20 protein-coding genes are annotated in these 23,524 nt (G+C 56.6%); 4 read left to right on the top strand and 16 right to left on the bottom strand.

The window, feature by feature from the left end; all coding sequences use genetic code 11:
- Nucleotides 1-120: 120 nt before the first annotated feature.
- From mgtA to RHM55_RS25615, 3 genes are all read right to left on the bottom strand, one after another.
- Complete coding sequence (mgtA, locus tag RHM55_RS25625; RefSeq protein WP_322178910.1) at nucleotides 121-3,717, bottom strand: magnesium-translocating P-type ATPase; 3,597 nt, start codon at nucleotides 3,715-3,717, stop codon at nucleotides 121-123.
- Nucleotides 3,718-3,830: 113 nt separating this feature from the next.
- Nucleotides 3,831-4,790 carry a universal stress protein gene (locus RHM55_RS25620; RefSeq protein ID WP_322178909.1) on the bottom strand — a complete coding sequence of 320 codons (960 nt, stop codon included), beginning with the start codon at nucleotides 4,788-4,790 and terminating at the stop codon, nucleotides 3,831-3,833.
- Nucleotides 4,791-4,908: 118 nt separating this feature from the next.
- Nucleotides 4,909-5,451 (bottom strand): Hsp20/alpha crystallin family protein, encoded by a 543-nt coding sequence (locus RHM55_RS25615; RefSeq protein ID WP_407074648.1) that lies wholly within the window; start codon nucleotides 5,449-5,451, stop codon nucleotides 4,909-4,911.
- Nucleotides 5,452-5,822: 371 nt separating this feature from the next.
- Between RHM55_RS25615 and RHM55_RS25610 the strand changes: the two genes are divergently transcribed.
- Nucleotides 5,823-6,164, top strand: a complete 342-nt coding sequence (locus RHM55_RS25610; protein ID WP_322178907.1) for a c-type cytochrome — start codon at nucleotides 5,823-5,825, stop codon at nucleotides 6,162-6,164.
- Nucleotides 6,165-6,392: 228 nt separating this feature from the next.
- Complete coding sequence (gene glgA / locus RHM55_RS25605; protein WP_416151996.1) at nucleotides 6,393-7,973, top strand: glycogen synthase GlgA; 1,581 nt, start codon at nucleotides 6,393-6,395, stop codon at nucleotides 7,971-7,973.
- 54 nt (nucleotides 7,974-8,027) lie between these two features.
- Here glgA and RHM55_RS25600 read toward each other — a convergent pair whose 3' ends face one another.
- The 5 genes from RHM55_RS25600 to RHM55_RS25580 form a co-directional block, all read right to left on the bottom strand.
- Nucleotides 8,028-8,522, bottom strand: coding sequence for a BCAM0308 family protein (locus RHM55_RS25600; protein ID WP_322178906.1), 495 nt, complete (start codon nucleotides 8,520-8,522; stop codon nucleotides 8,028-8,030).
- Nucleotides 8,523-8,671: 149 nt separating this feature from the next.
- Nucleotides 8,672-9,814 carry an ABC transporter permease gene (locus RHM55_RS25595; RefSeq protein ID WP_322178905.1) on the bottom strand — a complete coding sequence of 381 codons (1,143 nt, stop codon included), beginning with the start codon at nucleotides 9,812-9,814 and terminating at the stop codon, nucleotides 8,672-8,674.
- A complete protein-coding gene (locus RHM55_RS25590; RefSeq protein WP_322178904.1) occupies nucleotides 9,811-11,316 on the bottom strand; it encodes an efflux transporter outer membrane subunit in 1,506 nt (501 codons plus the stop codon). The genes RHM55_RS25595 and RHM55_RS25590 overlap by 4 nt, the downstream gene beginning before the upstream one ends.
- Entirely contained in the window at nucleotides 11,316-12,203 is an 888-nt protein-coding gene (locus tag RHM55_RS25585; RefSeq protein ID WP_322178903.1) for an efflux RND transporter periplasmic adaptor subunit, read from the bottom strand. Before RHM55_RS25585 ends, RHM55_RS25590 begins: the two co-directional genes overlap by 1 nt.
- Nucleotides 12,200-12,919, bottom strand: a complete 720-nt coding sequence (locus RHM55_RS25580; protein ID WP_322178902.1) for an ABC transporter ATP-binding protein — start codon at nucleotides 12,917-12,919, stop codon at nucleotides 12,200-12,202. The genes RHM55_RS25585 and RHM55_RS25580 overlap by 4 nt, the downstream gene beginning before the upstream one ends.
- A 351-nt stretch (nucleotides 12,920-13,270) precedes the next feature.
- On the opposite strand from RHM55_RS25580, the gene ftsH reads away from it, so the two are divergent.
- Nucleotides 13,271-15,112, top strand: a complete 1,842-nt coding sequence (gene ftsH, locus RHM55_RS25575) for an ATP-dependent zinc metalloprotease FtsH (protein WP_322178901.1) — start codon at nucleotides 13,271-13,273, stop codon at nucleotides 15,110-15,112.
- 51 nt (nucleotides 15,113-15,163) lie between these two features.
- On the opposite strand, the gene RHM55_RS25570 is transcribed toward ftsH, so the two are convergent.
- From RHM55_RS25570 to polX, 3 genes are all read right to left on the bottom strand, one after another.
- Complete coding sequence (locus RHM55_RS25570) at nucleotides 15,164-15,703, bottom strand: flavin reductase family protein (protein ID WP_322178900.1); 540 nt, start codon at nucleotides 15,701-15,703, stop codon at nucleotides 15,164-15,166.
- Between the two features lie 69 nt (nucleotides 15,704-15,772).
- Nucleotides 15,773-16,015: a hypothetical protein gene (locus RHM55_RS25565; RefSeq protein ID WP_322178899.1), complete on the bottom strand. Its 243-nt coding sequence runs from the start codon at nucleotides 16,013-16,015 to the stop codon at nucleotides 15,773-15,775.
- A 97-nt stretch (nucleotides 16,016-16,112) separates the two neighbouring features.
- Nucleotides 16,113-17,963 carry a DNA polymerase/3'-5' exonuclease PolX gene (polX, locus tag RHM55_RS25560; RefSeq protein WP_322178898.1) on the bottom strand — a complete coding sequence of 617 codons (1,851 nt, stop codon included), beginning with the start codon at nucleotides 17,961-17,963 and terminating at the stop codon, nucleotides 16,113-16,115.
- Between the two features lie 235 nt (nucleotides 17,964-18,198).
- Between polX and RHM55_RS25555 the strand changes: the two genes are divergently transcribed.
- Nucleotides 18,199-19,566, top strand: coding sequence for an erythromycin esterase family protein (locus RHM55_RS25555; protein WP_322178897.1), 1,368 nt, complete (start codon nucleotides 18,199-18,201; stop codon nucleotides 19,564-19,566).
- Between the two features lie 23 nt (nucleotides 19,567-19,589).
- Here RHM55_RS25555 and RHM55_RS25550 read toward each other — a convergent pair whose 3' ends face one another.
- The 5 genes from RHM55_RS25550 to RHM55_RS25530 all read right to left on the bottom strand — a co-directional run bounded on the left by RHM55_RS25550 (nucleotide 19,590) and on the right by RHM55_RS25530 (nucleotide 23,521).
- Nucleotides 19,590-20,264 carry an alpha/beta hydrolase gene (locus RHM55_RS25550; protein ID WP_322178896.1) on the bottom strand — a complete coding sequence of 225 codons (675 nt, stop codon included), beginning with the start codon at nucleotides 20,262-20,264 and terminating at the stop codon, nucleotides 19,590-19,592.
- A gap of 18 nt (nucleotides 20,265-20,282) precedes the next feature.
- Nucleotides 20,283-20,966 carry a phosphoribosyltransferase gene (locus RHM55_RS25545; RefSeq protein WP_322178895.1) on the bottom strand — a complete coding sequence of 228 codons (684 nt, stop codon included), beginning with the start codon at nucleotides 20,964-20,966 and terminating at the stop codon, nucleotides 20,283-20,285.
- Nucleotides 20,967-21,103: 137 nt separating this feature from the next.
- Nucleotides 21,104-21,379: an acyl carrier protein gene (locus tag RHM55_RS25540; protein WP_322178894.1), complete on the bottom strand. Its 276-nt coding sequence runs from the start codon at nucleotides 21,377-21,379 to the stop codon at nucleotides 21,104-21,106.
- Nucleotides 21,380-21,405: 26 nt separating this feature from the next.
- On the bottom strand, nucleotides 21,406-22,542 hold the full coding sequence (locus RHM55_RS25535) for a dihydrolipoamide acetyltransferase family protein (RefSeq protein ID WP_322178893.1): 1,137 nt from the start codon (nucleotides 22,540-22,542) through the stop codon (nucleotides 21,406-21,408).
- 40 nt (nucleotides 22,543-22,582) lie between these two features.
- Nucleotides 22,583-23,521, bottom strand: coding sequence for a pyruvate dehydrogenase complex E1 component subunit beta (locus RHM55_RS25530; protein WP_322183116.1), 939 nt, complete (start codon nucleotides 23,519-23,521; stop codon nucleotides 22,583-22,585).
- Nucleotides 23,522-23,524 lie beyond the last annotated feature (3 nt).

Here is a 23,524-nt window from a genome sequence, read left to right as displayed (position 1 = left end):
TCATGACATGAGCGGCATTGACTTAAATCAGAAGTCGTCATCAGGACCCGAAACATTGAACCATGCCACCTGCGCTGACCGACCGAAAATAGCCTCTGCCCGCGCCACAAACGGACAACTTCAAGAGTCGCCACGGCGACGAAGTGGCCTCGGTTTGATAGGTCGCTTTCGATAGAACCCCCGCTTTACCCATTCGGCGGCTGCCACGTAAAGCAGGCTGATGGACAGCACCACGGCGAGCAGGCCAAGCGGTAAAGGGACAAGTCCAAACCACGCGGCAGCGGGGCTGTAGGGCAGTAAAACGGTCAGAGCCCCGATCACGGATGCGCTGACCAGAAGCATTCGACCCGGATGACTTTTATGGAAAGGTTTGTACGTGCGAACGATGAAAATGGTCAACAACTGAGTCAGTAATGATTCGACAAACCAGCCGCTGCGAAACAGATCTGGCGCAATACCTACCAGCCAATACAACGCACCAAAGGTGAAGACATCGAAGAGTGAGCTGACGAGTCCGAATACCACCATGAAGTTGCGGACTTCAGCGAGGTTCCAGCGATGAGGCGTCTGTTCCCACTCTCGATCGACGTTATCGCTGGCGATGCCCAACGCTGGAATGTCAGACAGAAAATTGTTCAGCAAAATTTGCTTCGCGAGCAGAGGTAGAAAGGGCAGGAACAATGAAGCCAGCGCCATGCTGATCATGTTTCCGAAGTTCGCACTGGACACGATGAAAATGTACTTCAGTGTATTGGCAAACGTGTGGCGACCTTCATCAATGCCTTCGCGCAACACATTCAGGTCATGCTCAAGCAAGACAAAATCAGCGGCCTGCTTTGCAACATCAGCAGCGTTCTGCACAGAAATCCCAATGTCGGCCGCCTGCAGTGCAGGTGCGTCGTTTATTCCATCACCGAGAAAACCTACCACATGACCGGTCTTCTGCAGGGCACGAATAATTCGCTCTTTTTGATTGGGATCGACCTCGGCAAATAGCGTAACTGTCGGCGCCAGGTGCATCAGCACCTCGTCTTTCAACAGCGCCAACTCAGAACCGGTGATGATCCGTTGCGCATTGAGCCCTACGGCAGAGGCGACATAGCGGGCAACCAGATGACTGTCACCACTGATGATCTTGACCTGAACACCCAGCTTTGCCAGCGCGGCCATCGTGGCCTTTACTCCCGGTTCGGGAGGATCGAAAAACAACAGAAAGCCGCGGAAGGTCAGGTCCACTTCCTCGTTACGGCTGTATCGAGCCTGTGCAGGCAGCGAACGAGTGGCTATTCCAAGCACGCGAAATCCTTGCTCACTCCACGCAGCAAACCGTTTACGGATCGCCGCCAACGCCGTTTCATCCAGAACCTGCGTACCGTTACCGCAACAAAGATGAGTACAGACCTCCAGGACGTTTTCGACCGCTCCTTTGGTCACTAGCAGGATGGGGGCTTCCACGCTGCCGGCAACCACCACACTCAGACGCTTGCGCCCAAAATCGTATGGAATCTCATCGAGCTTGCTGACGTGGCCGACGTCGACAGCACTGGCCTGCGCCTTGGTTGTGATGGCATCGTCCATCGCGTTACTCATCCCTGTCTGGAAATGCGCGTTGAACAGGGCTAATTGCAGAACATTGACCTCCTCCTCACCCTCGACATTCACTGCGGCATTCAGCGCAACCACACCGCGCGTCAAGGTTCCGGTCTTGTCAGTACACAAGATGTCCATCGCCCCCAGATTTTCGATAGCGCTGAGATGGCGCACGATGACGCCACGGGCGGCCATACGCTGCGCACCTTTGGCCAAGGTGAGGCTCAGGATGGCAGGTAGCAGCTCTGGCGATAAACCGACGGACAAGGCGATGGCAAATAGCAGTGTGTCGAGAGTCGGTCGATGCAACAGAATATTGATACCGAAAACAAGGAACGTGATGACCAGCATGACGCGCAGCAGCAGTCCGCCAAAATGCCGCAGACCACGTTCGAATTCGGTTTCCGGTGGCCGCAACGACAGCGATTTGGCAATCTGACCGAACTCGCTCTCATCGCCGTAACGGGTGGCAAGTACCTCGGCAGTTCCACTGCGAACGGAGGTGCCCATGAATACGCAGTTGCTGCGTTGAATCAGAGACGCCTCCGCAGGAACGTCTCCCGGCAGTTTTTCTACAGGGTACGTCTCGCCGGTGAGCAGACTCTGACTGATGAAGCAATCGCGCGCACTCAACACTCGGCCGTCAGCGGCAATCAGACTGCCCGCGCTGAGCAAAAAAATATCACCGGGGACGACGTCAGACGCAGGAACTTGCAGAATCTTGCCTGCACGACGAACGACGGCGAGCGTAGCGATTTTCCGACGTAACTGCTCGACTGCCGTGCTCGCGCGATTTTCATACCAGGCACTCAGCAAGGCGCTGATCAGCACGATCAACAACACAATGGCCGCGTTGATCCAGTCCCCGACTAACAGCGCCACCAAAGCACCCACGATCAGAATGATGACCAGCGGGCTACGCATCTGCTCTATCGTCAGCCTGAGCAGACCATGCGGTCGACTCCGCCCCACCGGCGCGGCAGGTCGCAGACGCGCTTTTGCCTGCTCACTGCTCAGTCCTTCAACAGAACTTCCAAATGAGCGGAGCAGCTCTTCAGCAGGTGTCTGCCACCAGACCTCGCTGATGGGCACATCCCCCTTGATGGAGGGGGTTCCCAGCCCACTGCGCGCCAGCCACATGCCCGGCAGCATGGGCAACCAGAAGGTCAGCCCGCGGAACAACAAGGTGGCAGACAGCGCAACCGGAATCTCGATGCCAATCCAATGCAACGTGACCACTGCGGCCGCTTCGAACGCCCCTAGCCCGCCCGGCACAATTCCAACACTGCGAAGTACGCTGGCCAGCATGAACCCGGCGAACAACCCAGGCAGCTGTGCGGACACCCCCAACGAACGCACCAGCACCCACAGCGTCAAACAGTCGAGCAGGATGATGACCAACTCTAAAAACGTGGTGCGCCACAACAAAGAACGGTTGCGCACCAGTTGGCTGTCGGCCCCCGTCAACAAGGCCAGTCCTTTACCTACCAGTGCATGGTGCTTCACAGAGAAGCGCCGCTGCAGCTCTGAATGGCCAGAAAGGCGCGGTACAATAATCGCGGCTGCCAGACTCACCGCAGCGAATACCAGGCAGGTCGCAATGAGGGACGTCGTGGCATGTCCTTGCAGCATGACGATGAACAGTGCGACCCCGACGGTCAGCACATACGCAAAAAAATAGGCGGAAAGGTCAAGGACCAGACAAGCCAGTGCCAATGGCCGGGCGACCCCTTTTTTAATGAGGAAAGCGATGACCGCAAAAGCTCCGCTGATACCCGAAGAGGGTAGCGCCTGATCGACAAACAACTTCATCAGACTGAGCTTGCTTGAATCCCACAAAGACAGCTGTGCGTGCCCTGCTTTTAACACGCCCCGGAAGACCTGCCCTTGAGCCAGGTACGTCAGCGCTTGCAACACGATGGCCACAATCAACCATAGAGGTTCTGCCCGCTCCAACAACGTGCCAAATGCCTCGACATCGCTCAGGTGCAAGGCGACAGCGATCACAGCGGCGAGCATCGCAGTGCCCACCAGCCAGGACACCCACAGCAGGGATGAGGTCACTCGCGGGTCGATGTCGAGCGAAGATTGAAGCGGGTCGTTCGGGATAGGCGATTCGAACGACATAAGGAACTCCCGGCCAGTTTGGGAAAACTGGCTGAATTCTCAGTGAATGCCATCGCTGTCGCTTGATTTAAATCAAGTCAGGCCAACGCCTGCGAGGCCTCATTTAGCAGCCCTTATTTTTTCATCGACAACGTATTGGGCGTTGTTGCCGACACGTCCTGGTCGTTCGGTCGCCCCACGGCAAAAGGCTTTAATACAAGAACGTTACAAGGCGGATGATCGAGAACTATGTCAGCCGTACGCCCTAATAGCATGTCGAGGGGGCGATGGTTCGCCGTTCCCATGACCAAGATGTCGTAGTTGCACCGAGCGACATAAGTGTTGATCACATTGGCAGCCGCCCCTGCGATGAAATGCCGATGTTCCTCGTCGATTGCGTATTTATCGGCAAGCGCGTTGAACAGCGCTTCCTCTTCCTCGTAACTGGGGGGCGTCGCTACATGTGGCTCATCAATGTCCGCTAAAGGCTGGACCGACCGGTCATACACGGATAACAGGTGCAAACATGCGTGGCATGCTTGCGCTAGACGTCCCGCAGTTTCAATGATCGAGTCGTTCAACTGTTGAACATGAGGATCTTCATGAAGAATATCGACAGCTGCCAGAATTTTCCGAGGATGGGGGTGCCTGGCATCCGTCACAAGAAGAACCGGCGCTGGACTTCCGCGCAACAACTGCCAATCCAGGTCTGAAAGACTCAAGGGCCTGACCGCTGACTCGGCATACAAATCCTTGAGTACGAAATCGACGTTGGAAACGCTGATGTATCGGCATATATCAAGCGCCGAGCGCGGAGCCCAGACAACCTCGAAAGACGTCTCCAGCCCTTGGTGCCTTAGCTGCGCCGTTTCGCTGTCCAACCAGTTATGGAATAGTTTGAGACGGCTCTCGCGGGCTGCTTCACGTCCCTGCGTGTCTAACAAATTAAACGTTTCCATCGTCTCGAAATAGGCAAAAGCGACGATGGAGAGTGATGCATCCATTGCCTCGGCCAAGGCCGCAGCCCTTTCAAACGCCGGGCTGTGAGTCATTTTACAAGGCGCAATCAACAGTAGACGTTGACGCTGTGCCATTTCACACCTCAATGGGCGGAGCCCTGTTAACGTCGAGGATCACCGGCTGGACGATACTCAATGCCGCAAAAGCACAGGTATCGCCCGCCGGCTAGATCATGGACAAGCGCCAAAAACGTCAGTCCAGCTCAATGTTGATGTTTTTCTCAGGCTTCATCGCTTCGGGTTTCTTCGGCAGATTGACGGTCAACACGCCCTTACTGAAACGTGCCTGAATTTTATCTGCGTCCACCCCTTTGGGCAGGCTGAAGGTCCGTTCAAAATAACCGTAACGGCGCTCGGTCAGGTGGTAGCTCCCGGATTTGTCTTCCTTGTTCTCTCTTTTTTCGCCTTTGATCTGCAAATTGCCGTTGACGACTTTCACGGTCAGATTTTTTTCGTCCACGCCAGGTACTTCTGCGGTGATTTCAAAATCTTTTTCGTTTTCAACAATGTCGACAGCGGGCGATTGCAGCCCGACGAAATCGCCCGAGAAGAGCGGATCAAGGTCAAATCCACTGCGCCTCGAAGACAGCAACGAAGGCAGATTATTGAAGTCCTGGAACAGGTGGTCGAATTGACGACGAAGCTGTTCAAACGGATGCGATGCATTCGTACTGATCGCAACGTCCCGGTTCGGTTCATTGGCCTGGGCAGGCATTTTTTTTAGGGAATGAGCCATGACAAAATCCTCTTCTGACGGTTGTTGCGCTGATAGGAAAAGACATTTTTCGACACTGAACAACGGCGCTCAATCGCGCCACAGTCAGTACTGTTGCCCTTACTCGCCAACGGCGCTTGATCGAAGTCAAAGATGGCGCTCAGGGACAATTTGGATGACCTCCACACGGGGACAAAATCTTGACCCCGCATCAGAGACGGCGCACCTACATGCCCCGATTCACAGGTCTCAATATTCAAAGGGCGCTAATTGATCTAGATCAACACCCGCAGAACAGGCCCATGCAAATCTGCCAACAATTGGGTACTCCTTTCATGACAGTGGTAGGCGGGAGTAGTGCACAGCGCGAGTGCGCAAGAGAGGGATTTATCATGATCAATAAGCCATGGTGCATAGCGTCGATTATCATTTTCGCCCAGGTCGGTACCGCCTATGCTACTGAAGGGGCGGCGCTGGCAGACGCCAAGGGATGCACTGCCTGCCATAGCGTGAAGACTGAAGCGATAGGGCCATCTTTTCGCGATATTTCCCGCCGTTTTCATGGGCTTAAAAATGCCAAGCCCATGCTTGTTCGTGTCGTCCAAACCGGCACGGACACCGCCTCTGCTCCCTACCATTGGGGATCTATAAAAATGCCCTCTGCCAATGCGCGCACACCTGTTAGTCAGGAAGAAGCCGAACAGTTGATCGATTACGTATTGAGCATTCGTTGAGGTGTTAGGGATGAGATTATTTGTTAATTATCTATAGGAATAACGGTGCGTTTCTCCGACCACCGATATAACCAATGCACGCTCTTTTATCCTGCTTGATTGAAAAAACACACGGTTACGGTTTTCGAACACAGAGACCCTTTGATCGCCCTGTTTACCATCAAGCGTTTGCATCATTAACAAAAGTGCATCAATGCTCCCTCGACTTGATAGTGAAAGGAAAAGATTATGGGCGTTGCCGTCATCCCCCAGAAGGGAGCGCGTTTTAACCCGCCAGCCAGCGAGCAGGTCGCTCCACAGGCCTTCGCTTCGACCAGCGTTCCACTGCTGCAACTGCCGACTTCACAGCCAAGTATTACCCTGACCCACAGAAGAAAAGTTCTGTTCGTGACCTCAGAGTTGGCTGATCTGGTGAAAACCGGAGGTTTGGGCGATGTGTCTGCCGCACTGCCGCGAGCCATGCGCCACCTGCACGATGTACGCGTGCTGATTCCCGGCTACCCGCAAGTGCTCAACAGTGGTAACCCGATCCATGTCATCAGCGAGCTGGGCGGTCATGCAGCCCTGCCACCGTGTAAGATCGGGCGCATGGACATGAAAGACGGTCTGGTCATTTACGTACTGATCTGCCCCGAACTGTACGAACGTGAAGGCACGCCATACGGTGATAACAACGGCCGTGACTGGCCTGACAACCATATCCGCTTTGCCCGCCTCGGCCTGGCCGCAGCCGACTTCGCCGCTGGCGCGGTAAAAACCCAGTGGTGCCCGGAACTGGTGCATGCCCACGATTGGCCTGCCGGATTGGCGCCGGCGTATATGCGCTGGCGGGGTCAGGCCACACCGAGCATCTTCACCATCCACAACCTGGCGTATCAAGGCACGGTCAGCACCGGCTCCAGCCGCGAACTGGGTATTCCTGACCAGGCGTTGGGCGCCGACGGCATGGAGTTCTACGGCAAGCTCTCATTCATCAAGGCAGGCATGGCTTATGCCAGCCACATCACCACCGTGAGTGCGACTTACGCCAAGGAAATCACCACGCCGGCCTTTGGCTGTGGTCTGGAAGGCTTTCTGCAAAGCAAGGCCAGGCAAGGACTGCTCAGCGGGATTCCAAATGGCATCGACGCCAGTTGGGATTCGGAAACCGATGAACACTTGATTTGCCGGTTTGCCCCAAACGAATGGCAGCGCAAGGAAATCAACGCCGACCATGTACGTGAGTTGTTCGAGCTTGAGCCTTCCACGGGTCCTTTGTTCGCTGTGGTATCGCGCCTGGTCTTCCAGAAAGGCCTGGACCTGACCATCGGTGTTGCCGAGCATATCGTCAATCAAGGCGGGCAAATTGCGATCATCGGTCGCGGCGAACCGGAGGAAGAGGATGCCATGCGCGCACTGGCCCTGCGTTTCCCGGGCCAGATCGGGGTGCGCATCGGGTTCAACGAAACGGATGCCCGACGCATGTTTGCCGGCAGCGATTTCTTGCTGATGCCTTCGCGTTATGAGCCTTGTGGCTTGAGCCAGATGTATGCCCAGCGTTTTGGCTCCTTGCCGGTGGCCCGTAAAACAGGGGGGTTGGCCGACACCATTGAAGATGGCGTGACTGGTTTTCTGTTCGAAGAATCGACCGTGGAAAGCTACGCCGAAGCGCTGACGCGGGCGATCAAGGTCTTCGCCAATCCTGAGCTGCTCAATGCCATGCGTTGCCGCGCCATGGCCGCTCCGTTCAATTGGCATAAGGCGATAGAACCCTATGCCGAACTCTATGTGGAACTGCTGGCGGCTGAGCGTGCAGCGCGTCGGAGCTAAACGGGGCGGACCGCCATGACCCTCCTGGACCCTGGCGGTCGGCACGTGACTACGTTATAGCCGCTCCCAATTTACCGTGAGGTGGGTTTCATCATCACTGTAGTGGTAGTGAGAGTTGCCTTTATAAGCTGCATTAAGTGCATGACCTATACGGCTGGCAAGGTGGATGCCTGTGGTAGTCACTTCGAGCGTATCATCCACTTCAACCACTTTAATGATTCTTTCCTGAGCGTGTTCGGCTTTCTCCACCTCCTCCGTGTGGTGGATCAGGTTCAAAATCTCCTCTTGGTGGTCGTGCAAAAATTTTCCAGAGAGCTTCAACGTGCCAGCGGGCCTGTCGTCTGCAATGCGCCGACACGCAGGGCAAACAGTCTCTTCTGCATCCCCGACGATAGTGCTTTCCGGGATATGCCACGTCCAGTTGCCTTCCTGATAGAGTGCGCCGCACTGTGGGCAGAGCGCCGTGCCGCTGACATGTTCCATCCGGTAGGGATCATGGGTGCCTTCTTTGAAAATTTTGTTCTTCTGACTCTGCTGATACTTGTCCATCGTCTTGCCCCCCGAGAGTGAGCTATTGCTGCATACGAGCTTCAATGTGCCTCCGTTCTACCCTTGGGCATCTTGATATTTGTCAAACCTGACGCGGACAGGCTGCACCCTCCTCCACTTCAATCTTTTCCGCACTTTTTTCAAGGCTGTTATCCCCTGAAAATATCGAAAGGCTCGATTCTGAGGACCTTGCGTATCCCCACATAACTGGAAACTCCGGCGATCAATAGCACCATGCCGAACGCAAGCCCCAGGTTCCAGAAGGTGATGATGGCCGCATAGTTCGGCACATTGGATCGTGCGATAGAAATCATTAACGTGACCAGGCCAATGCCCAGTCCATAACCGGTCATCGCCGTAAACGTCGCCATAAACAGGATCATATAAATCAGCTCGCGCCCCTTCGCACCGATAGCTTTCAAGGCAGCAAATTTGTCCAGATTTTCCAGGATAAAGGTGTAGAAGGTCTGCCCGGAGATCGACAGTCCGACGAGAAAACTGATAATGGTCATCATCAAGATGTTGACGCCCACCCCCGTCTGGTAGATGTAAAAATGGGTAATGTGCTGGTTGAACTCGTCCTTGGTCAGCGCGACATAACCCAATTGATCCACTTGCTTTTGAATACTCGCCACGTCCTCTGTGTTCTTTGGTTGAAGCAATATGTAAGAAACGGTGAACCGCGTGGTCGGGATGTATTCGATGGCACGTCGATAGGTTGTGTAGAGCGTCGGTACGCCCGTCAGCCCACTGGCAGCAACCTTGGCGATAGCGACGATCGTGCCACGATGGTCATTAAGTTCGAATGAGGTACCCACCTTCGGATTCTCCAGTTTGGAAAACTCAGCGTCATGCACCATGATGAAGGCGTTGTCAGCATAGATGTCTTCGATGTGTCCCTCTTCAAGTTCAGGACGGCCGAATAGACTGGAGTCGTCCAGACCGATAACGCTGACAGATTGATAGGTTCCGCTGTCCAGCCTGACCTGCGCGCCACCAATAAAGATGGGGACCGCGTAACTGACCTCATCCATGCTGCGTACGGCGTCGAGCAAATAGTCAGGGAGCGGGATGGTACTGGTCGGGGTATTGACCGCCGGGTCCATGACCCACATCGTCGCCCCAATGTTGGTCACGGTCGAGTAAGCGCGGTTCAGGATGCCCGCGAACATGGCGGTCATTTGCATCATTAGAAATACAGAAAAGGTGATCCCTATCAGCAAGGCAGAAAACTTGGCCTTGTCATTCACCAACAGCTTGAAACCGATTCGCAAGATGCCGGCGTACTTCATGGCGCGTGCTCATGGCTGACAGAACCCGGCGTATTCCACCAGCCGCCCCCCAGCGCGACGAACAGCGCAACCGTGTCCTGATGGCGTTGGGCGAGTGCTTGAAGATAAGCAATATTTACTTCATGAAGCTGTATGTCCGCCACCAGCAAGTCCAGGTAGGTCACCAGCCCCGACCGATAGCTGACTTGCAACACCTGAAGCGCCTCTTCGGCCGTCGCCTGCGCCTCCCCTTGTTTTTGCAGGGCTTGCGCATCGAACTCCAGCGCCCGCAGTGCGTCGGCGACCTGTGCAAACGACTCCAAGACGATTTGTCGATAGGTTGCGGCGGCTTGCTGATACGCCTCTATCGCCGCTTGGCGGCCATACCATAAGCTGCCGCCTTGAAACAAAGGCGCATCAACCGCAGGCCCTATGCTCCAGAATCTGTTTCCCCCGCCAATCAGTGAGCCCAGGCTGGAGCTGCCGGTCCCGTAGGTTCCGCTCAAGCTGAAGCTGGGAAAAAGGGCGGCCGTTGCAACCCCGATGTTGGCGCTAGCCACGTGCAATTGTGCTTCGGAGGACAGGATGTCCGGGCGTTGACGGACCAGCGCGGACGGCAAACTGACAGGCAAATCCTGGGGCAATGCAAGTCCCGCCAAATCAATGTCGGGCAATATGACGTCAGTCGGCACCACGCCTTCAAGCGTCGCCAGTAAATGTTCGGTTTGACTGATTTTCTGTTTTAGCGCCGGTAGCGCCGCTTCATTCGTGGCGATCAGGCTGCGCAGGCTCAGCACGGACGAGTAAGGCGCTGTACCGGCGCGAACCTGGACATCGGTGGTCTGAAGTTGTTCGTTTTCAAGCGCAATAAGCTGCTCGGTCGCACGCACTTGTGCGGCATAAGCGGCGCGAGCAATGGAGGTGTTGACGACATTCGCGGTCAAGGTCAGGTACGCCGCCTTGTTCAGGTACAACTGACGGTCGACCTGGGCTTGCAAGCCCTCGACTGTTCGCCGCTCGCCACCAAAGACATCGAGCGCATAACTGATGGTTCCACTCAGGGTCACCACGTTAAAAATCGAACCGGGCACCGTCGAACCCTGTTGTATCGGGGCGCTTAATTCACGAGAAGCACCAAAACGGGCGTCAACATGCGGGTAGAACACACCATACCCGGCGCGGAGATTGTCCTGGCTTTGACGCAAGCTTGCTTCCGCCGCCTGAAGGGTAAGGTTGTGGGAGATCGACTGACGGACAGTCGCATTCAACGGCTCGGATTTGAACAGTCGCCACCAATCGTGGGGCACTTCGGAGCCCGACAGAAAGTGTTGCGCCTGCCCTTCTGCCGTGACGGTGCGGGTCATCGGATCCTGCGTGTAGCGGCTCAGCGCAGGCGGTTCCGGGCGTGAGAAATCAGGACCGACCGTACAGGCATTCATGAACACAATACTGATGATCGGCCATGCAATGCCCTTGAGTAAACCCAGAGGTTTGCGAGGCAATGAACTGCAGGGCTTGCGCATTATTTCTGCCCTATGAAGACATCTACCAGTTGCCCCGGATACAGCCCCGGAAAGTCTTTTTTCTGGAACCTGAAAATGACTGGTAACACCCGGAGATCAACTTTCTCCTGACGTTGATTAGACAGCTCGATTTTCGGCGACACATAAGGCTGAACGCGAACGAATTCCAGGGGGACTTTTATGTCCGTGCCGCGAATAGACATTTGCGCACGAATATGGTCCGGAGCAGGTAAACGCGAAATCAGTATCTCGTCCACATAACAGCGCACAGCCAGGGTAGCCACAGAAGCGCTCATGACCACCAGCGGACTGAACCCCTGGATGTACGTGTCGTATGCACCCTGAGACGATACATAGCTGCCAACAGTGGTATTGACGGCCAATATCACACCCTCCACTGGCGCCCTGACTGTATATTGCTGGAGTAATGCACTGGAGGCTTTCAGGGCTGCACTTGCTTGTCCCTCAAGGTCTTTTGCCGTATCCAGCGTGTCCTTACTGATCGACTTGGGATCAATCGTGTAAGAGGCAAGACGCTTTTGGTATTGGTCACGGGCCGTTTTCAAATTGGACTCAGCCAACTCAAGGTTGGCTCTGGGCACTGAGTCGTCGATGCTCAGCAATGGCATCCTGGTCGACACGACCTGACCTTCATGCACAAATACCTGGGTGACAGGCCCAGACACTTGCGGGTAAATCACAATGTTCGAACCACCCGACTGCTCGCCTTCAATGATGCCATTGGCAAAAATGGCAGTCTCATAGGGGCTGCTGGCTGGCTTGAACACGGGGGGTAACGCTTTTGCCTCTCTGCCAAGAATGTAAGCGGCTGTAAGCCCGGCCAACACACCCAGCACAGCAAGTGCGAACAGAATCTTGTTCCTCATTCAGTACCCCCATCGACATCCTTAATGCGACCATCCTCCATATGGATGATGCGGTCCGCATACTCGTTGATCCGCGCGTCATGGGTGACGATCAGGATGCAACGGCTTTTGTTGAGGACCTTCTCCTTCACAAAGGCGATGATCATCCTGCCGGTGTCACCGTCGAGCGAGGCTGTCGGCTCATCAAGAATAAGTATCTGCGGGCTGCTGACAATGGCACGAGCAATGGCGACCCGCTGCTGCTCTCCTCCTGAAAGTTTTACCGGTAGCACATCCCCCCGACCCTTGAGGCCGACCACTTCCAGGCTTTTCGTAGCCTGAGCGATGGAGTCATCCCAATCGTGATGTTTGAGGATCAGCGGGATCGCGACATTTTCGGCAGCCGTCAGTCGCGGAAACAGGTGATAGTCCTGGAATACGAAGCCAATGGTGTTCAGGCGAAAGTCAGCCAATTGATCGCTGCTCAACGCCCAGATGTCTGCGCCGTTGACCGTCACCGTCCCGGTGTTGGGACGCAAAATGCCAGAAATCATGCTCAAGAAGGTGGTCTTTCCACTGCCAGAGGGACCGACGATGAACACCATTTCGCCAAAATGCGCGACAAATTCAACGTTGTCCACGGCCGTCATTCGCACATCGCCTTCGCCAAACCACTTGCTCAGACCTGTCGAGACGATGGCCTGACTCTCGGATTTTTCTAAATGATCAGCGTTCATAGACCTTCCTGAGCACTCATAAACGCCAAAAAACAGATCCGAACACTCCATAACGATGGGGCAAAGCACTCAAAAAATTATGTTCTTCCTCTTCGCGGCTGATCGCGTTGATATATATCAATCGGTACGACGATCTGTCCACCGCCCTCGACCTGTGTCATGCCCCGGCACGGCTTACTCGAATTGAACAAACTCAAGACAAAGGGCCACGTTGATTTACATCAAGCTGATCGGTGGCTGCGGGTCTAAAGTTGAACGGTATCCACGTTCGCCCAAAAGCGGCTGAATGACCTTATGTTGCGTTGTAACGGGCTGATGTCCACATTCGTTGTTCACCCTTGAGCGAAGGCCATGAAGAAGAACCATCAGTTGAATATTTCATATTTTTTTATTGCCTTTGTTGCGCTGACACTGGTCCAGTTCTTGTTTGCCGGACGGGCGGCAGTGGAGTCGATTCCTTACAGCCAATTCCTTCAGTTGCTCAATGAACACAAAGTTAGCGAGCTGAGCGTCGAGAAGGATCATATCAGCGGAAAACTGCAAGAACCGATCAATGGGCACAACCAGTTCTCGACGGTCCGGGTTGACTCCACCTTGGCCACAGAGCTTGCTCAATCCAATGTCAGCTTCTCCGGTGTCAACGAAAATACACTTCTGAATGCGCTGTTGGGCTGGCTTCTGCCCTTCGTCATGATCATGGTGGTCTGGCACTTTCTGTTTCGCGGCCTCGCCGATAAACAAGGCATCGGTGGCATGATGAACGTCGGTAAATCCAGGGCGAAAATATTCGTCGAGCGCGATACAGGGATCACCTTCGCTGATGTGGCGGGCATCGACGAAGCCAAGGCAGAGCTTGTGGAGGTGGTGTCCTTTTTGAAGGATAAAGCCAAGTACGCCCGCTTGGGCGCCCACATACCGAAGGGCATTTTGCTGGTCGGCCCTCCAGGTACCGGCAAGACCCTGGTCGCCAAGGCCGTCGCAGGAGAAGCCGGGGTGCCATTTTTTTCCATCTCGGGCTCCGAATTCGTCGAGATGTTCGTCGGCGTCGGCGCAGCCAGGGTGCGCGACCTGTTCGAGCAAGCTCGACAGGCTGCGCCGTGCATCATATTCATCGACGAGCTGGACGCGCTGGGAAAGATGCGGGGCGTTGGCGCGTTTGGGGGCAACGACGAAAAAGAACAGACGCTAAACCAGCTATTGGCAGAACTGGACGGCTTCGATCCTCGCGAAGGCGTGGTACTGCTGGCGGCCACCAATCGCCCGGAAATTCTCGACCCGGCACTGCTGCGGGCCGGCCGCTTTGATCGTCAAGTTCTCATCGACCGCCCGGATCGCAAGGGGCGAGTCGCTATTCTCAAAGTGCACATCAAAAACATCACCGCCGAGCCCAGCGCCGACTGTGAACGCATTGCCGAGATCACCACCGGTTTCACCGGCGCAGACTTGGCAAACCTGATCAACGAAGCCGCGATTGTCGCAACCCGTCGCGGGGCCCAGGCGGTCAGTCTGGATGACTTTACGGCGGCGGTGGAGCGTATCGTCGCCGGCGTGGAGCGCAAGAGCAGCTTGCTGCAGCCCGCGGAACGCCTGGTAGTCGCCTACCACGAAATGGGCCATGCCTTGGCTGCCGGAACCTTGCCGGGAATGGACCCAGTGCATAAAGTCTCGATTATCCCCCGCTCCATCGGCTCGCTGGGCTATACCCTGCAACGCCCGACAGAGGATCACTTCCTCATCAGTTGCCAGATGCTCAAGGATCGTATCGCAGTGTTGATGGCCGGTCGTGCTGCCGAGTTCATCGCCTATGGTCAGATCTCGACAGGCGCCGCTGACGACCTGACCCGGGCCACTGATATAGCCCGACAACTGATTACCCGCTTCGGCATGAGCGCAGAGCTTGGTCAGTCGGTACTGGAGCGGCAAAATCCCACGTACCTGAGCGACCATATACCGGGATTGGGCCAGAAGGACTACTCAGAGCAAACTGCACGGGAAATAGACCTCGGCATCAGGGCCTTACTCGATGAAGCCTACAGTCGCGCCAAGGAGTTGCTTGAGAGTCGACGGGCTGACTTGGATACTGGCGCCAAACTCCTGATGGAAAAAGAAACACTGACGCCTGAAGAGTTTCCGGCGCTAATGTCCCTCAACCCCGCGGGGGCCGGGCCACGGTTGATGGTTGCTCGCAAATAGACTCATCGGCTGCCGATCCATATCCCGGATCTGTCAGGTGTTTAGTCATTGTCAGGGCATTTTCGAGTCCAATGTGATCGTCTCTCCGTCGACCACGAACCGACCGTAGCCCTGATGATGGATCGTCTTGGGGGCCTTCTGCTCTGGATCGATCCACGCCTTTACCACCTCGAGCACAAATAGATTGAATTTGTTCACCAGCCTCGTATCCACCACCTTGCATTCGAGATTGGCGAAGCACTCTGCAACCAGAGGCGCCGCAACCTCATGCGCGGGTATCGGCGTGAGTCCGAACTTCGTAAACTTGTCGACATTACGCCCAGAGCAATTGCCGACCTCAACCACCTTGGGTGCCAGCTCCAGCGCCGGGATGGCGATGACGCACTCCTTGGTCGCGCGCAATGCCGTGAAACTGTAATCGGCGCTGCTCACGATGCAGGCCACCAATGGCGGCGCGAACTCGACCATCATGTGCCATGACAAAGTCATGACGTTGCTACACCCACCGCTCGCGGTCGTCAGCAAGACCACCGGGCCCGGTTCAAGCAGCTGGTATACCTTGGACAGAGAAAGCACTTTCATCGTAGTCATGGTTCCTGGCTCGTGATGTCTTTCATAGAGACGGCGAAAGTCTGCTTGCCATCCTCTCCGGGGCTGTATTCAACCTAGCGGCTCGCCGAGCAGGTCAATAACGCCGGCAGCCAGTTTTATCCCCTGCTTTTTGGCTTCGTCGAAGCTCCGGTAAACAGCCTTTTCCCGGAGGATATGGATTTTTCTATCGGCGAATTTCACGGTGATACGCAGCCCCTTCGGGACCAGGTCATCTGTTGCACCCCATATAAAATGAATCTTTGCCGTCACGCCGTCCGGGTGAACGTAATCAACCGTCGAGACCTGATCCACGCGCGCCCTCATCTCAGCCCCCTTGATTCGGCTGCATGCCGAGGCGTAAACCAATAAACCACTGTTTAAAATCGCACCGAGTCGCCCGCAAACAGGCTTATCCCTTGCCAGAACATGACGTCAGATACCCTCTCAGTTCGACCAGCGAACGTGTATTGAGGACATCGTGTTTCTCCAGCCAGGCGCGTCGTGCCTGACCGACGCCATACTGCAAGTTTGCGAAGTCAGCGGTCCGGTGCGCATCCGAGTTGATGCAAATCATCACGCCTTGATCCTTGGCGTAATGGCACTGCAGGTCGATCATGTCCATGCGTTGCGGCTGCGCGTTCAGCTCCAGGCAGCAACCACGCTGTTTTGCTGCCTTGATGACCTCGGGCAGGTCAATGACCAGTGCTTCTCGCTCGTTGATCAAGCGGCACAAAGGATGCGCGAGAATCGTGAAATAACGATGCTCCATCGCACGCAGCAAGCGGCGAGTCTGTTGGCGTAGCGTCAGGCCGAAATGGCTGTGCACGGCACCGACCACCAGGTCCAGACGCCGCAAAATGTCATCCGGGAGGTCCAGATCGCCCTCCTCGAGAATGTCCACCTCAACCCCCTTGAGCAAGGTAATGCCCGACAAACGTTCGTTGAGTGCATCGATCTGGTCGATTTGCCTCAGTAATCGGTCGGCATCCAGACCGTGGGCGATCCTGAGGTGTTGTGAGTGATCGGTGATTGCCAAATATTCCAACCCGGCCGCACGCGCGGCAAGCGCCATGTCTTCGAGACTACTGCCGCCGTCGGACGCCGACGTGTGGGCATGCAGGTCCCCTTTCAGATCGCGCAACTCAATCAGCTTGGGCAGTCGACCTGCTTGAGCCGCAGCAACTTCGCCACGGGCTTCGCGTAATTCCGGCGCGATCCATTCCAGCCCCAAGGCCTGGTACACGGAAAACTCCGTAGCGCCGGCTATGCGCTTTTTTTCCTTGAACACGCCATATTCGCTAAGTTTCAGACCTTGTTTCTGCGCCCATTGACGAATTTCGATGTTATGCGCTTTGCTGCCGGTGAAATACACCAGGGCTGAGCCGTAGGCCGACGGTTTGACCACGCGCAGGTCAACTTGCAACCGGGTGCTCAGCACCACACTGGCGCGAGTAGGACCGTGAACCAGTACGGTCGCTATGTCCGGATGTTTGAGAAAAGAGGTCATGACCTCAACCGAGGGCTCGGCAGCAACCAGAATATCGATATCGCCGACGGTATCGCGCATGCGCCGCAAGCTCCCGGCCACTGTGGCTGAAACCACGCCGGGGATTTTCTGCAGATAATCGATCAGCGTTTGCGCGATGGGGGCGACAAAGGCCAACGGCAGACGCCGGTCTACGCCGATCCCCTTCTGCGCAGCCTCCAACAGTCGAGCCTCCATCTTTGCACCGAAGCCATGCAGATGACGAATGCGCCCCTCTTTGGCCGCCTGGCACAGCTGCTGCACGGTTTCGATGCCCAGATCGTGATAGAGGTGCTTCACCCGTTTAGGGCCCAGACCGGCGACAGACAGTAGTTCAACCAGCCCGGACGGTAACGTCAGACGTAACCGTTGGCGCAGCACACAGTCGCCTGTGGCTACGATTTCTTTGATTTTGCCCGCAAGATCAACCCCGATACCTGGCAACTTGGGCGGCTCTTCACCCCGTCCGATCACCCGCGCAAGCTCAAGCGCCAGAGCCCTTAGGGTCCGCGCCGCATTGCGGTAGGCCCGGATACGAAAAGGATTGGCATCCTCGATTTCCAGCAGGTCGGCAATATCATCGAAAATCGCCGCAATCTGATCATTACTGACCACGTGTCCGAGTGTTGCCGGTGACGACTCCGGGTCTGGCAACAGGCTCTTGAGGGGTACTCCGGTGGGCGTCATGGCGCGGTACCGACACGTGGGCGTGGCAATGGGCGTAATAACGAGCATTGCCTATCCTGCCAGCCGCTCCTTGATGTAGATCAGAGTTCATGAAAGCACCCGTAGTGAATGGCCGCAGAGCAGATCATGGGTTTTATTGCGCCCGTTGTTGATGCAACTCAAACAATCGCCTGAATCCAGGCGTAGGAATGAGCAAAGAGGCAGCGCCTGAAGCGGAGGATCAACGCAAGATTCAAAAAAAGCGCTGCACGTCGAGTAACCCACACTCATCGGGATGACGGTCATGAACTCACCTTTGCAGAACATACTGAAGACATTCACAGGCCCCCATGGCAGCGGTACCCAGCCCCCCATTGCGCCCCTATTGCGCCAATGCGCAGAACCGCTACCCGCGCTGGATTCAGAGGACTTCGGCGAAATGTTCGACCGTTATGCCGACGCTCGCGTAGTGATGATCGGTGAAGCCAGCCATGGCACCTCCGACTTTTACCGAACCCGAGCCGCCATCACGAAACGTCTGATTGAACGGCATGGGTTCACTATCGTTGCTGTCGAAGCGGATTGGCCGGACGCGGGCCATGTCGACCGTTATGTTCGCGGGCTGGCGCCCTCAGCCTGGAAACGCCACGTGTTCAGTCGATTCCCGGTCTGGATGTGGCGTAATACCGATGTGCAGGCATTCGCCCGCTGGCTACATCATCACAATCATCAGAAGGCGCCCGAACTGCGCGTCGAATTCCGCGGACTGGATGTTTACAGTTTGCGCAACTCCATTCGCGAGGTCTTGAACTACCTGGACCGGGTCGACCCTCAGCTTGCGCACGAAGCACGGCGACGTTATGGCTGCCTGACACCTTGGCAAGATGATCCTGCGCTGTACGGCCACTTTGTCGAACGTGGTGGCGTAATGCCCTGTGAGCAACCCGTGGTCGAGCAACTCAATGCCATGCTGGCCGAGCAATTGGCCGGGTTTATCAAAGACGACGAAGCATTCTTCAATGCCACACAAAATGCCACGGTCGTTCAGGCGGCGGAACAATATTACCGCGCCATTTATCGCGGGACGTCAGCCTCCTGGAATCTGCGTGACAGGCACATGTTCGATACCTTGCGCGCGCTGCTCAAGCATCGAGGACCTGAAGCCAAGGCTGTGGTGTGGGCGCACAACTCTCATATTGGCAACGCAGCCGCCACGGAAATGGGCTGGGAGGGCCAGTTCAATATCGGCCAACTGTGCCGCACCGCTTATGGACGCGACGTTGTGCTTATAGGCATGAGCACAGACCGTGGCCAGGTGGCCGCAGCCGATGACTGGGACGGCGACATGCACATCAAGGACGTCCGCCCTTCGCGTGCGGACAGTTGGGAGCATCAGTTTCTTGAAGCGGGCGTCGCCGCGTCATTGACCGACTGGCGCGATCCCCTGCGCGAAGATTTGCGCCAGGCGCTGTCCACGCCACTGCTTGAGCGGGCCATCGGTGTGATCTACCGACCTGAGAGCGAGCGCAGCAGCCATTATTTCAAGGCCGTGCTGGCCGAGCAATTCGACGCCATGGTCTGGATTGAACAGACGCAAGCAGTGACCGCGATTCCACTGCCGTCAAGCCAAAGCGTGGAACCGGAAGACGACATGTTTCCCTTTGGTGTGTGATCCCCATCAACGGATGAAAAGCTTTATCGGGACGGTGTTTTTGTTACCGGCGTGCGCAGATGCACTTCAAACCAGTCGCCAGCCAGTCTGGCGACTTCCTCAAGAGTTCCGGGTTCTTCAAACAGGTGGGTGGCGCCCGCGACGACTTCCAGGCGCTGCTCACACTGCAGGGCATCGGCGCTTTCGCGGTTCATATCGAGCACCTGCAGGTCCTCACCACCAACGATCTGTAAGGTTGGCGCCTTTACCCGCCCCAGCGCCGGCCCGGCCAGGTCAGTCCGCCCTCCTCGGCTGACCACGGCATGCACCACGTCAGGCCGCTCTACCGCCGCCAACAGCGCTGCCGCAGCTCCGGTGCTCGCCCCGAACAGGCCGATACGCAAGGGTCTCAGTTCAGCACTGCCTTCTATCCAGTCGATCACACCCACCAGCCGTCTGGTCAGCAGCGGGATATCAAAGCGCAGTTCCCGTGTCAGGCGGTCCAGGACTTGCTCCTCGTCGGTCAGTAAATCGAACAGCAACGTGCCCAAACCTCGCTCGGACAGGTACTGCGCAACCTGCTGGTTACGCGGGCTTGTACGACTGCTGCCGCTGCCATGAACGAACACCACCAACCCGATAGCGTTTTTCGGCAGGCGCAAATCGGCTGATAAGTCCACATCTGCCAAGTCCAGTTTTCGATACTGCGGCTTAAACATCGGGATTCTCCAGAGGGGTCAGTGTGCTGACTTGGATTCTCTGCTCCAGGCCTGCTGCAACAGGTTGATGACGTCCTCGTCCGAGGTCTGAGAAAAGTCCATGTACCAATTGCCGATCGATACCAGCCACTCGGGTTCCATCGGGCAAACGACCTCATCCACTTCGCCACGCAATACCTCTGCGGTATCAAACGACGCCACCGGTACCGCAACGACGATCCGTGAGGGCTTTTGCAGAAGTACGGCTTGTATCGCCGCCCGCATGGAAGCGCCTGTGGCCAAGCCATCATCGACCAGAATCACCACTTGGCCATGCAGATCCAAAGCAGGACGTGCTCCACGGTAGACGCGCTCACGACGCAGCAGCTCCGTCGTTTCCCGCGCGACCACACTCTCGATTGTGCGTTGATCGATATGGTTAGTCCGAACGACGTCTTCGTTGATTATCCGTATGGAGCCACTGGCAATGGCGCCCATTGCATATTCCTCGTGGAACGGAACGCCGAGCTTGCGGACCAGCATCAGGTCCAGACGGACTTCCAGTGCAGTGGCGATTTCATACGCGACCGGAACCCCGCCACGAGGCAACGCAAGGACAATCACATCGGGCCTTCGACGGTATTTCAGCAGTGGCTCCACCAAGCTTTGGCCCGCAGCAGTCCTGTCACGCAACGTGGTTTGCATAGAGGGATAATGAGTCATTTGACAACCTCCTATAGGTGGTATGCCTCGCCAAATAGCGCCGGACGGTTCTTGGCTGACAGCCTGAGTTGCTGGCCCGCCGGCCGATAACTGCAGTTCAGCTTGCACCGCGCGATCCCCTGTTACTTTGACTTTCATCAATTCCGGGCCAACGGATGCTCTGCGTCTGATGCCCCGTGTTGCGCCAGATAAGCGACGAGCGCATCCAGCGTGCTCACACGTTGGTAATCGACTTCAGGAATGTTGACCCCTACCCGCTGATACACGGCTGCGATGAAGCGCAGCCAGTCCATCGAGTCCAGATCGACCTCCTCGCGAAGTGGCCGGTCATTGCGTAAACGCTCCGCTTCGACTTCTGGAGCAATGCTCTTCAGGGCGATCAGCACGTGGCTACGGATGAGTTGCTGGTCCACTGTCTACTCCTCATAGATGCTCCGGCTCAAAGATTCTCTGGCGTTTGCAATACGCGACGAACTTCACCCAGGAAGCGTGCGCCATAGTGCCCATCGCTGGCACGGTGGTCGGCCGCCAGGCTAGTGACAACGGTAGGCATCACACACAGTTGGCCGTCCCGAACCCAAGGCCGCTCGCAGATGCGACCAAAGCCGATCAGCGCCACTTGGGGCGGATAGATCACGCCAAGCACACTGTCCACACCCTGGTCACCGAGTTGAGTGACCGTCACACTTGCGTCGCTCAGTTCTGAACTGCGCAGGGAGCCGTTGCGCGCGCGTTCCACCAGACTGGCGAGTTCACTCATCACCTGTGTCAGTGTCTTGTCGGCGACATCGTGCAGTGCTGGAGCGACCAAACCACCTTGGCGCAGGGTGATCGCTACGCCCAGATGGATCCCGGTTGCCGGCTGGAAAGCATTGTTTTTCCAGAAGCCATTGAGTTGCGGCAGCTCACGCAGGGCCACCGCGACAGCCTTGAGCAACAAGGCACTCGGCAATACGCGTTGCTGCGGCTTGCTTTGAGCATTGTGTGCCTGCAGCCACGCCATGGCATTTCCCAAGGGGATGGTCTCAAACAGGTAGTAATGGGGAATCTCACGTTTCGAGCGGCTCATGGCCACAGCAATGGCATGCCGCATGGCCCGATTGCGATCGGTCGGCTCAGCCTGACGGCCAGCATCCTCAACGTCCTCCAGGGTGACCACGCCCTGTGGGCCGCTGCCTTTCAACTCATCGACGTTGATACTCAGTTCGGCCGCCCGCTTGCGCGCCGCTGGCGATACCCGTGGGCGGCTGGCTGATGCCATTGTTCCCTCAATCAGCGCGGTGACGGGCGTTTCAACAGGTGCAGGCGTTGGTGTGGGTCGCACGCTTGGCAAGGTCTCCCCTGGCTCCAGCAACGTGGCAATCGGTGTCCCTACCGGAACCTTGGCCCCGACGCCAATAAGCAGTTCAAAGACCGTGCCATCATGCCAGCACTCCACCTCCACGGCGGCCTTAGCAGTATCGACGACAGCGATCACCTGTCCGCGATGGACCTTGTCACCGGGATGGATCTTCCACTCCAGCAAGGTGCCTTCGTCCATATCGGCACCCAGGGATGGCAGGTCGAATTCGATCATGATGGGTACTCCCGCCCTGGGTCAGCTGTTGCAATCATGGTCATGGCCCTCGGCACAAGCTCTGTGCGGCGGCAACGATCATCGACACTTGTGGTAGCGCCGCCTCTTCGAGATGCCGGGGATGCGGCGTCGGCACTTCGGCGCCGCAGACGCGTAAGGGCGGCGCATCCAGTTCGAAAAATGCCTGTTCGACGATCCGCGCAATAATCTCGGCGGCAAGACTGCCACTGCGCCAACCTTCGTCGACCACCAACGCTCGACGGGTTTTGCAGACCGAAGCCATGATCGTCACGTCGTCCAGTGGTCGCAGGACGCGCAGGTCAATGACTTCGACGCCAATACCCTCATCGGCCAGTTGCTCGGCAGCCGCCAGCGCCTTGCCGAGGGTACCGCCGTAGGTGATCAATGACAGATCGCTACCCTCCCGACGGACCTTGGCGGAGCGTATGTCCACTTCCGCTCCCTCACTCAGCTCACCTTCCTGGTTGTAGAGCTGGGCATGCTCGAAAATCAGAACCGGATCGAGATCGAGGAGTGCGGGCCAGAGCATTCCGCGGGCGTCTTCGAGGGTGGCCGGGGCGAGGATTTTCAGCCCGGGAATGTGCGCGTACCAGCCTTCCAGGCTATGGGAGTGCTGCGCCGCGAGCTGGCGTCCGGCCCCCGTAGCCATTCGCAGGACAAGGGGTACAGAGAACTGCCCGCCAGACATATGCCTCAGGGTTGCCGCCGTGTTCATCAGCGCGTCGAGGGCGAGCAGACTGAAGTTCACGGTCATGATTTCGACGATTGGCCGCATCCCCCCCAGCGCGGCACCAATGCCGGCACCGACGAAGCCTAATTCGGACAATGGCGTGTCGCGTATGCGCTCCGGGCCAAACTCAGCCAGCATCCCCTTGGAGACGGCATAACTGCCACCGTATCGACCGACGTCCTCACCCATCAAAAATACCCGGGCATCGCGCTGCAGGGCTTCGCGCATCGC

The organism is Pseudomonas sp. MH9.2, from assembly GCF_034353875.1.
Lineage (GTDB): Bacteria > Pseudomonadota > Gammaproteobacteria > Pseudomonadales > Pseudomonadaceae > Aquipseudomonas.
The sequence above is the reverse complement of the archived record's forward strand: the minus strand, read 5'-3'. Positions and strand labels throughout refer to the sequence as shown.

Bases quoted from the DNA above. Each gene is read 5' to 3' on its own strand.
- mgtA (WP_322178910.1), bottom strand. From the start codon at position 3,717: ATGTCGTTCGAATCGCCTATCCCGAACGACCCGCTTCAATCTTCGCTC.
- RHM55_RS25620 (WP_322178909.1), bottom strand. From the start codon at position 4,790: ATGGCACAGCGTCAACGTCTACTGTTGATTGCGCCTTGTAAAATGACT.
- RHM55_RS25615 (WP_407074648.1), bottom strand. From the start codon at position 5,451: ATGGCTCATTCCCTAAAAAAAATGCCTGCCCAGGCCAATGAACCGAAC.
- RHM55_RS25610 (WP_322178907.1), top strand. From the start codon at position 5,823: ATGATCAATAAGCCATGGTGCATAGCGTCGATTATCATTTTCGCCCAG.
- glgA (WP_416151996.1), top strand. From the start codon at position 6,393: ATGGGCGTTGCCGTCATCCCCCAGAAGGGAGCGCGTTTTAACCCGCCA.
- RHM55_RS25600 (WP_322178906.1), bottom strand. From the start codon at position 8,522: ATGGACAAGTATCAGCAGAGTCAGAAGAACAAAATTTTCAAAGAAGGC.
- RHM55_RS25595 (WP_322178905.1), bottom strand. From the start codon at position 9,814: ATGAAGTACGCCGGCATCTTGCGAATCGGTTTCAAGCTGTTGGTGAAT.
- RHM55_RS25590 (WP_322178904.1), bottom strand. From the start codon at position 11,316: ATGCGCAAGCCCTGCAGTTCATTGCCTCGCAAACCTCTGGGTTTACTC.
- RHM55_RS25585 (WP_322178903.1), bottom strand. From the start codon at position 12,203: ATGAGGAACAAGATTCTGTTCGCACTTGCTGTGCTGGGTGTGTTGGCC.
- RHM55_RS25580 (WP_322178902.1), bottom strand. From the start codon at position 12,919: ATGAACGCTGATCATTTAGAAAAATCCGAGAGTCAGGCCATCGTCTCG.
- ftsH (WP_322178901.1), top strand. From the start codon at position 13,271: ATGAAGAAGAACCATCAGTTGAATATTTCATATTTTTTTATTGCCTTT.
- RHM55_RS25570 (WP_322178900.1), bottom strand. From the start codon at position 15,703: ATGACTACGATGAAAGTGCTTTCTCTGTCCAAGGTATACCAGCTGCTT.
- polX (WP_322178898.1), bottom strand. From the start codon at position 17,963: ATGCTCGTTATTACGCCCATTGCCACGCCCACGTGTCGGTACCGCGCC.
- RHM55_RS25555 (WP_322178897.1), top strand. From the start codon at position 18,199: ATGAACTCACCTTTGCAGAACATACTGAAGACATTCACAGGCCCCCAT.
- RHM55_RS25550 (WP_322178896.1), bottom strand. From the start codon at position 20,264: ATGTTTAAGCCGCAGTATCGAAAACTGGACTTGGCAGATGTGGACTTA.
- RHM55_RS25545 (WP_322178895.1), bottom strand. From the start codon at position 20,966: ATGACTCATTATCCCTCTATGCAAACCACGTTGCGTGACAGGACTGCT.
- RHM55_RS25535 (WP_322178893.1), bottom strand. From the start codon at position 22,542: ATGATCGAATTCGACCTGCCATCCCTGGGTGCCGATATGGACGAAGGC.
- RHM55_RS25530 (WP_322183116.1), bottom strand. From the start codon at position 23,521: ATGCGCGAAGCCCTGCAGCGCGATGCCCGGGTATTTTTGATGGGTGAG.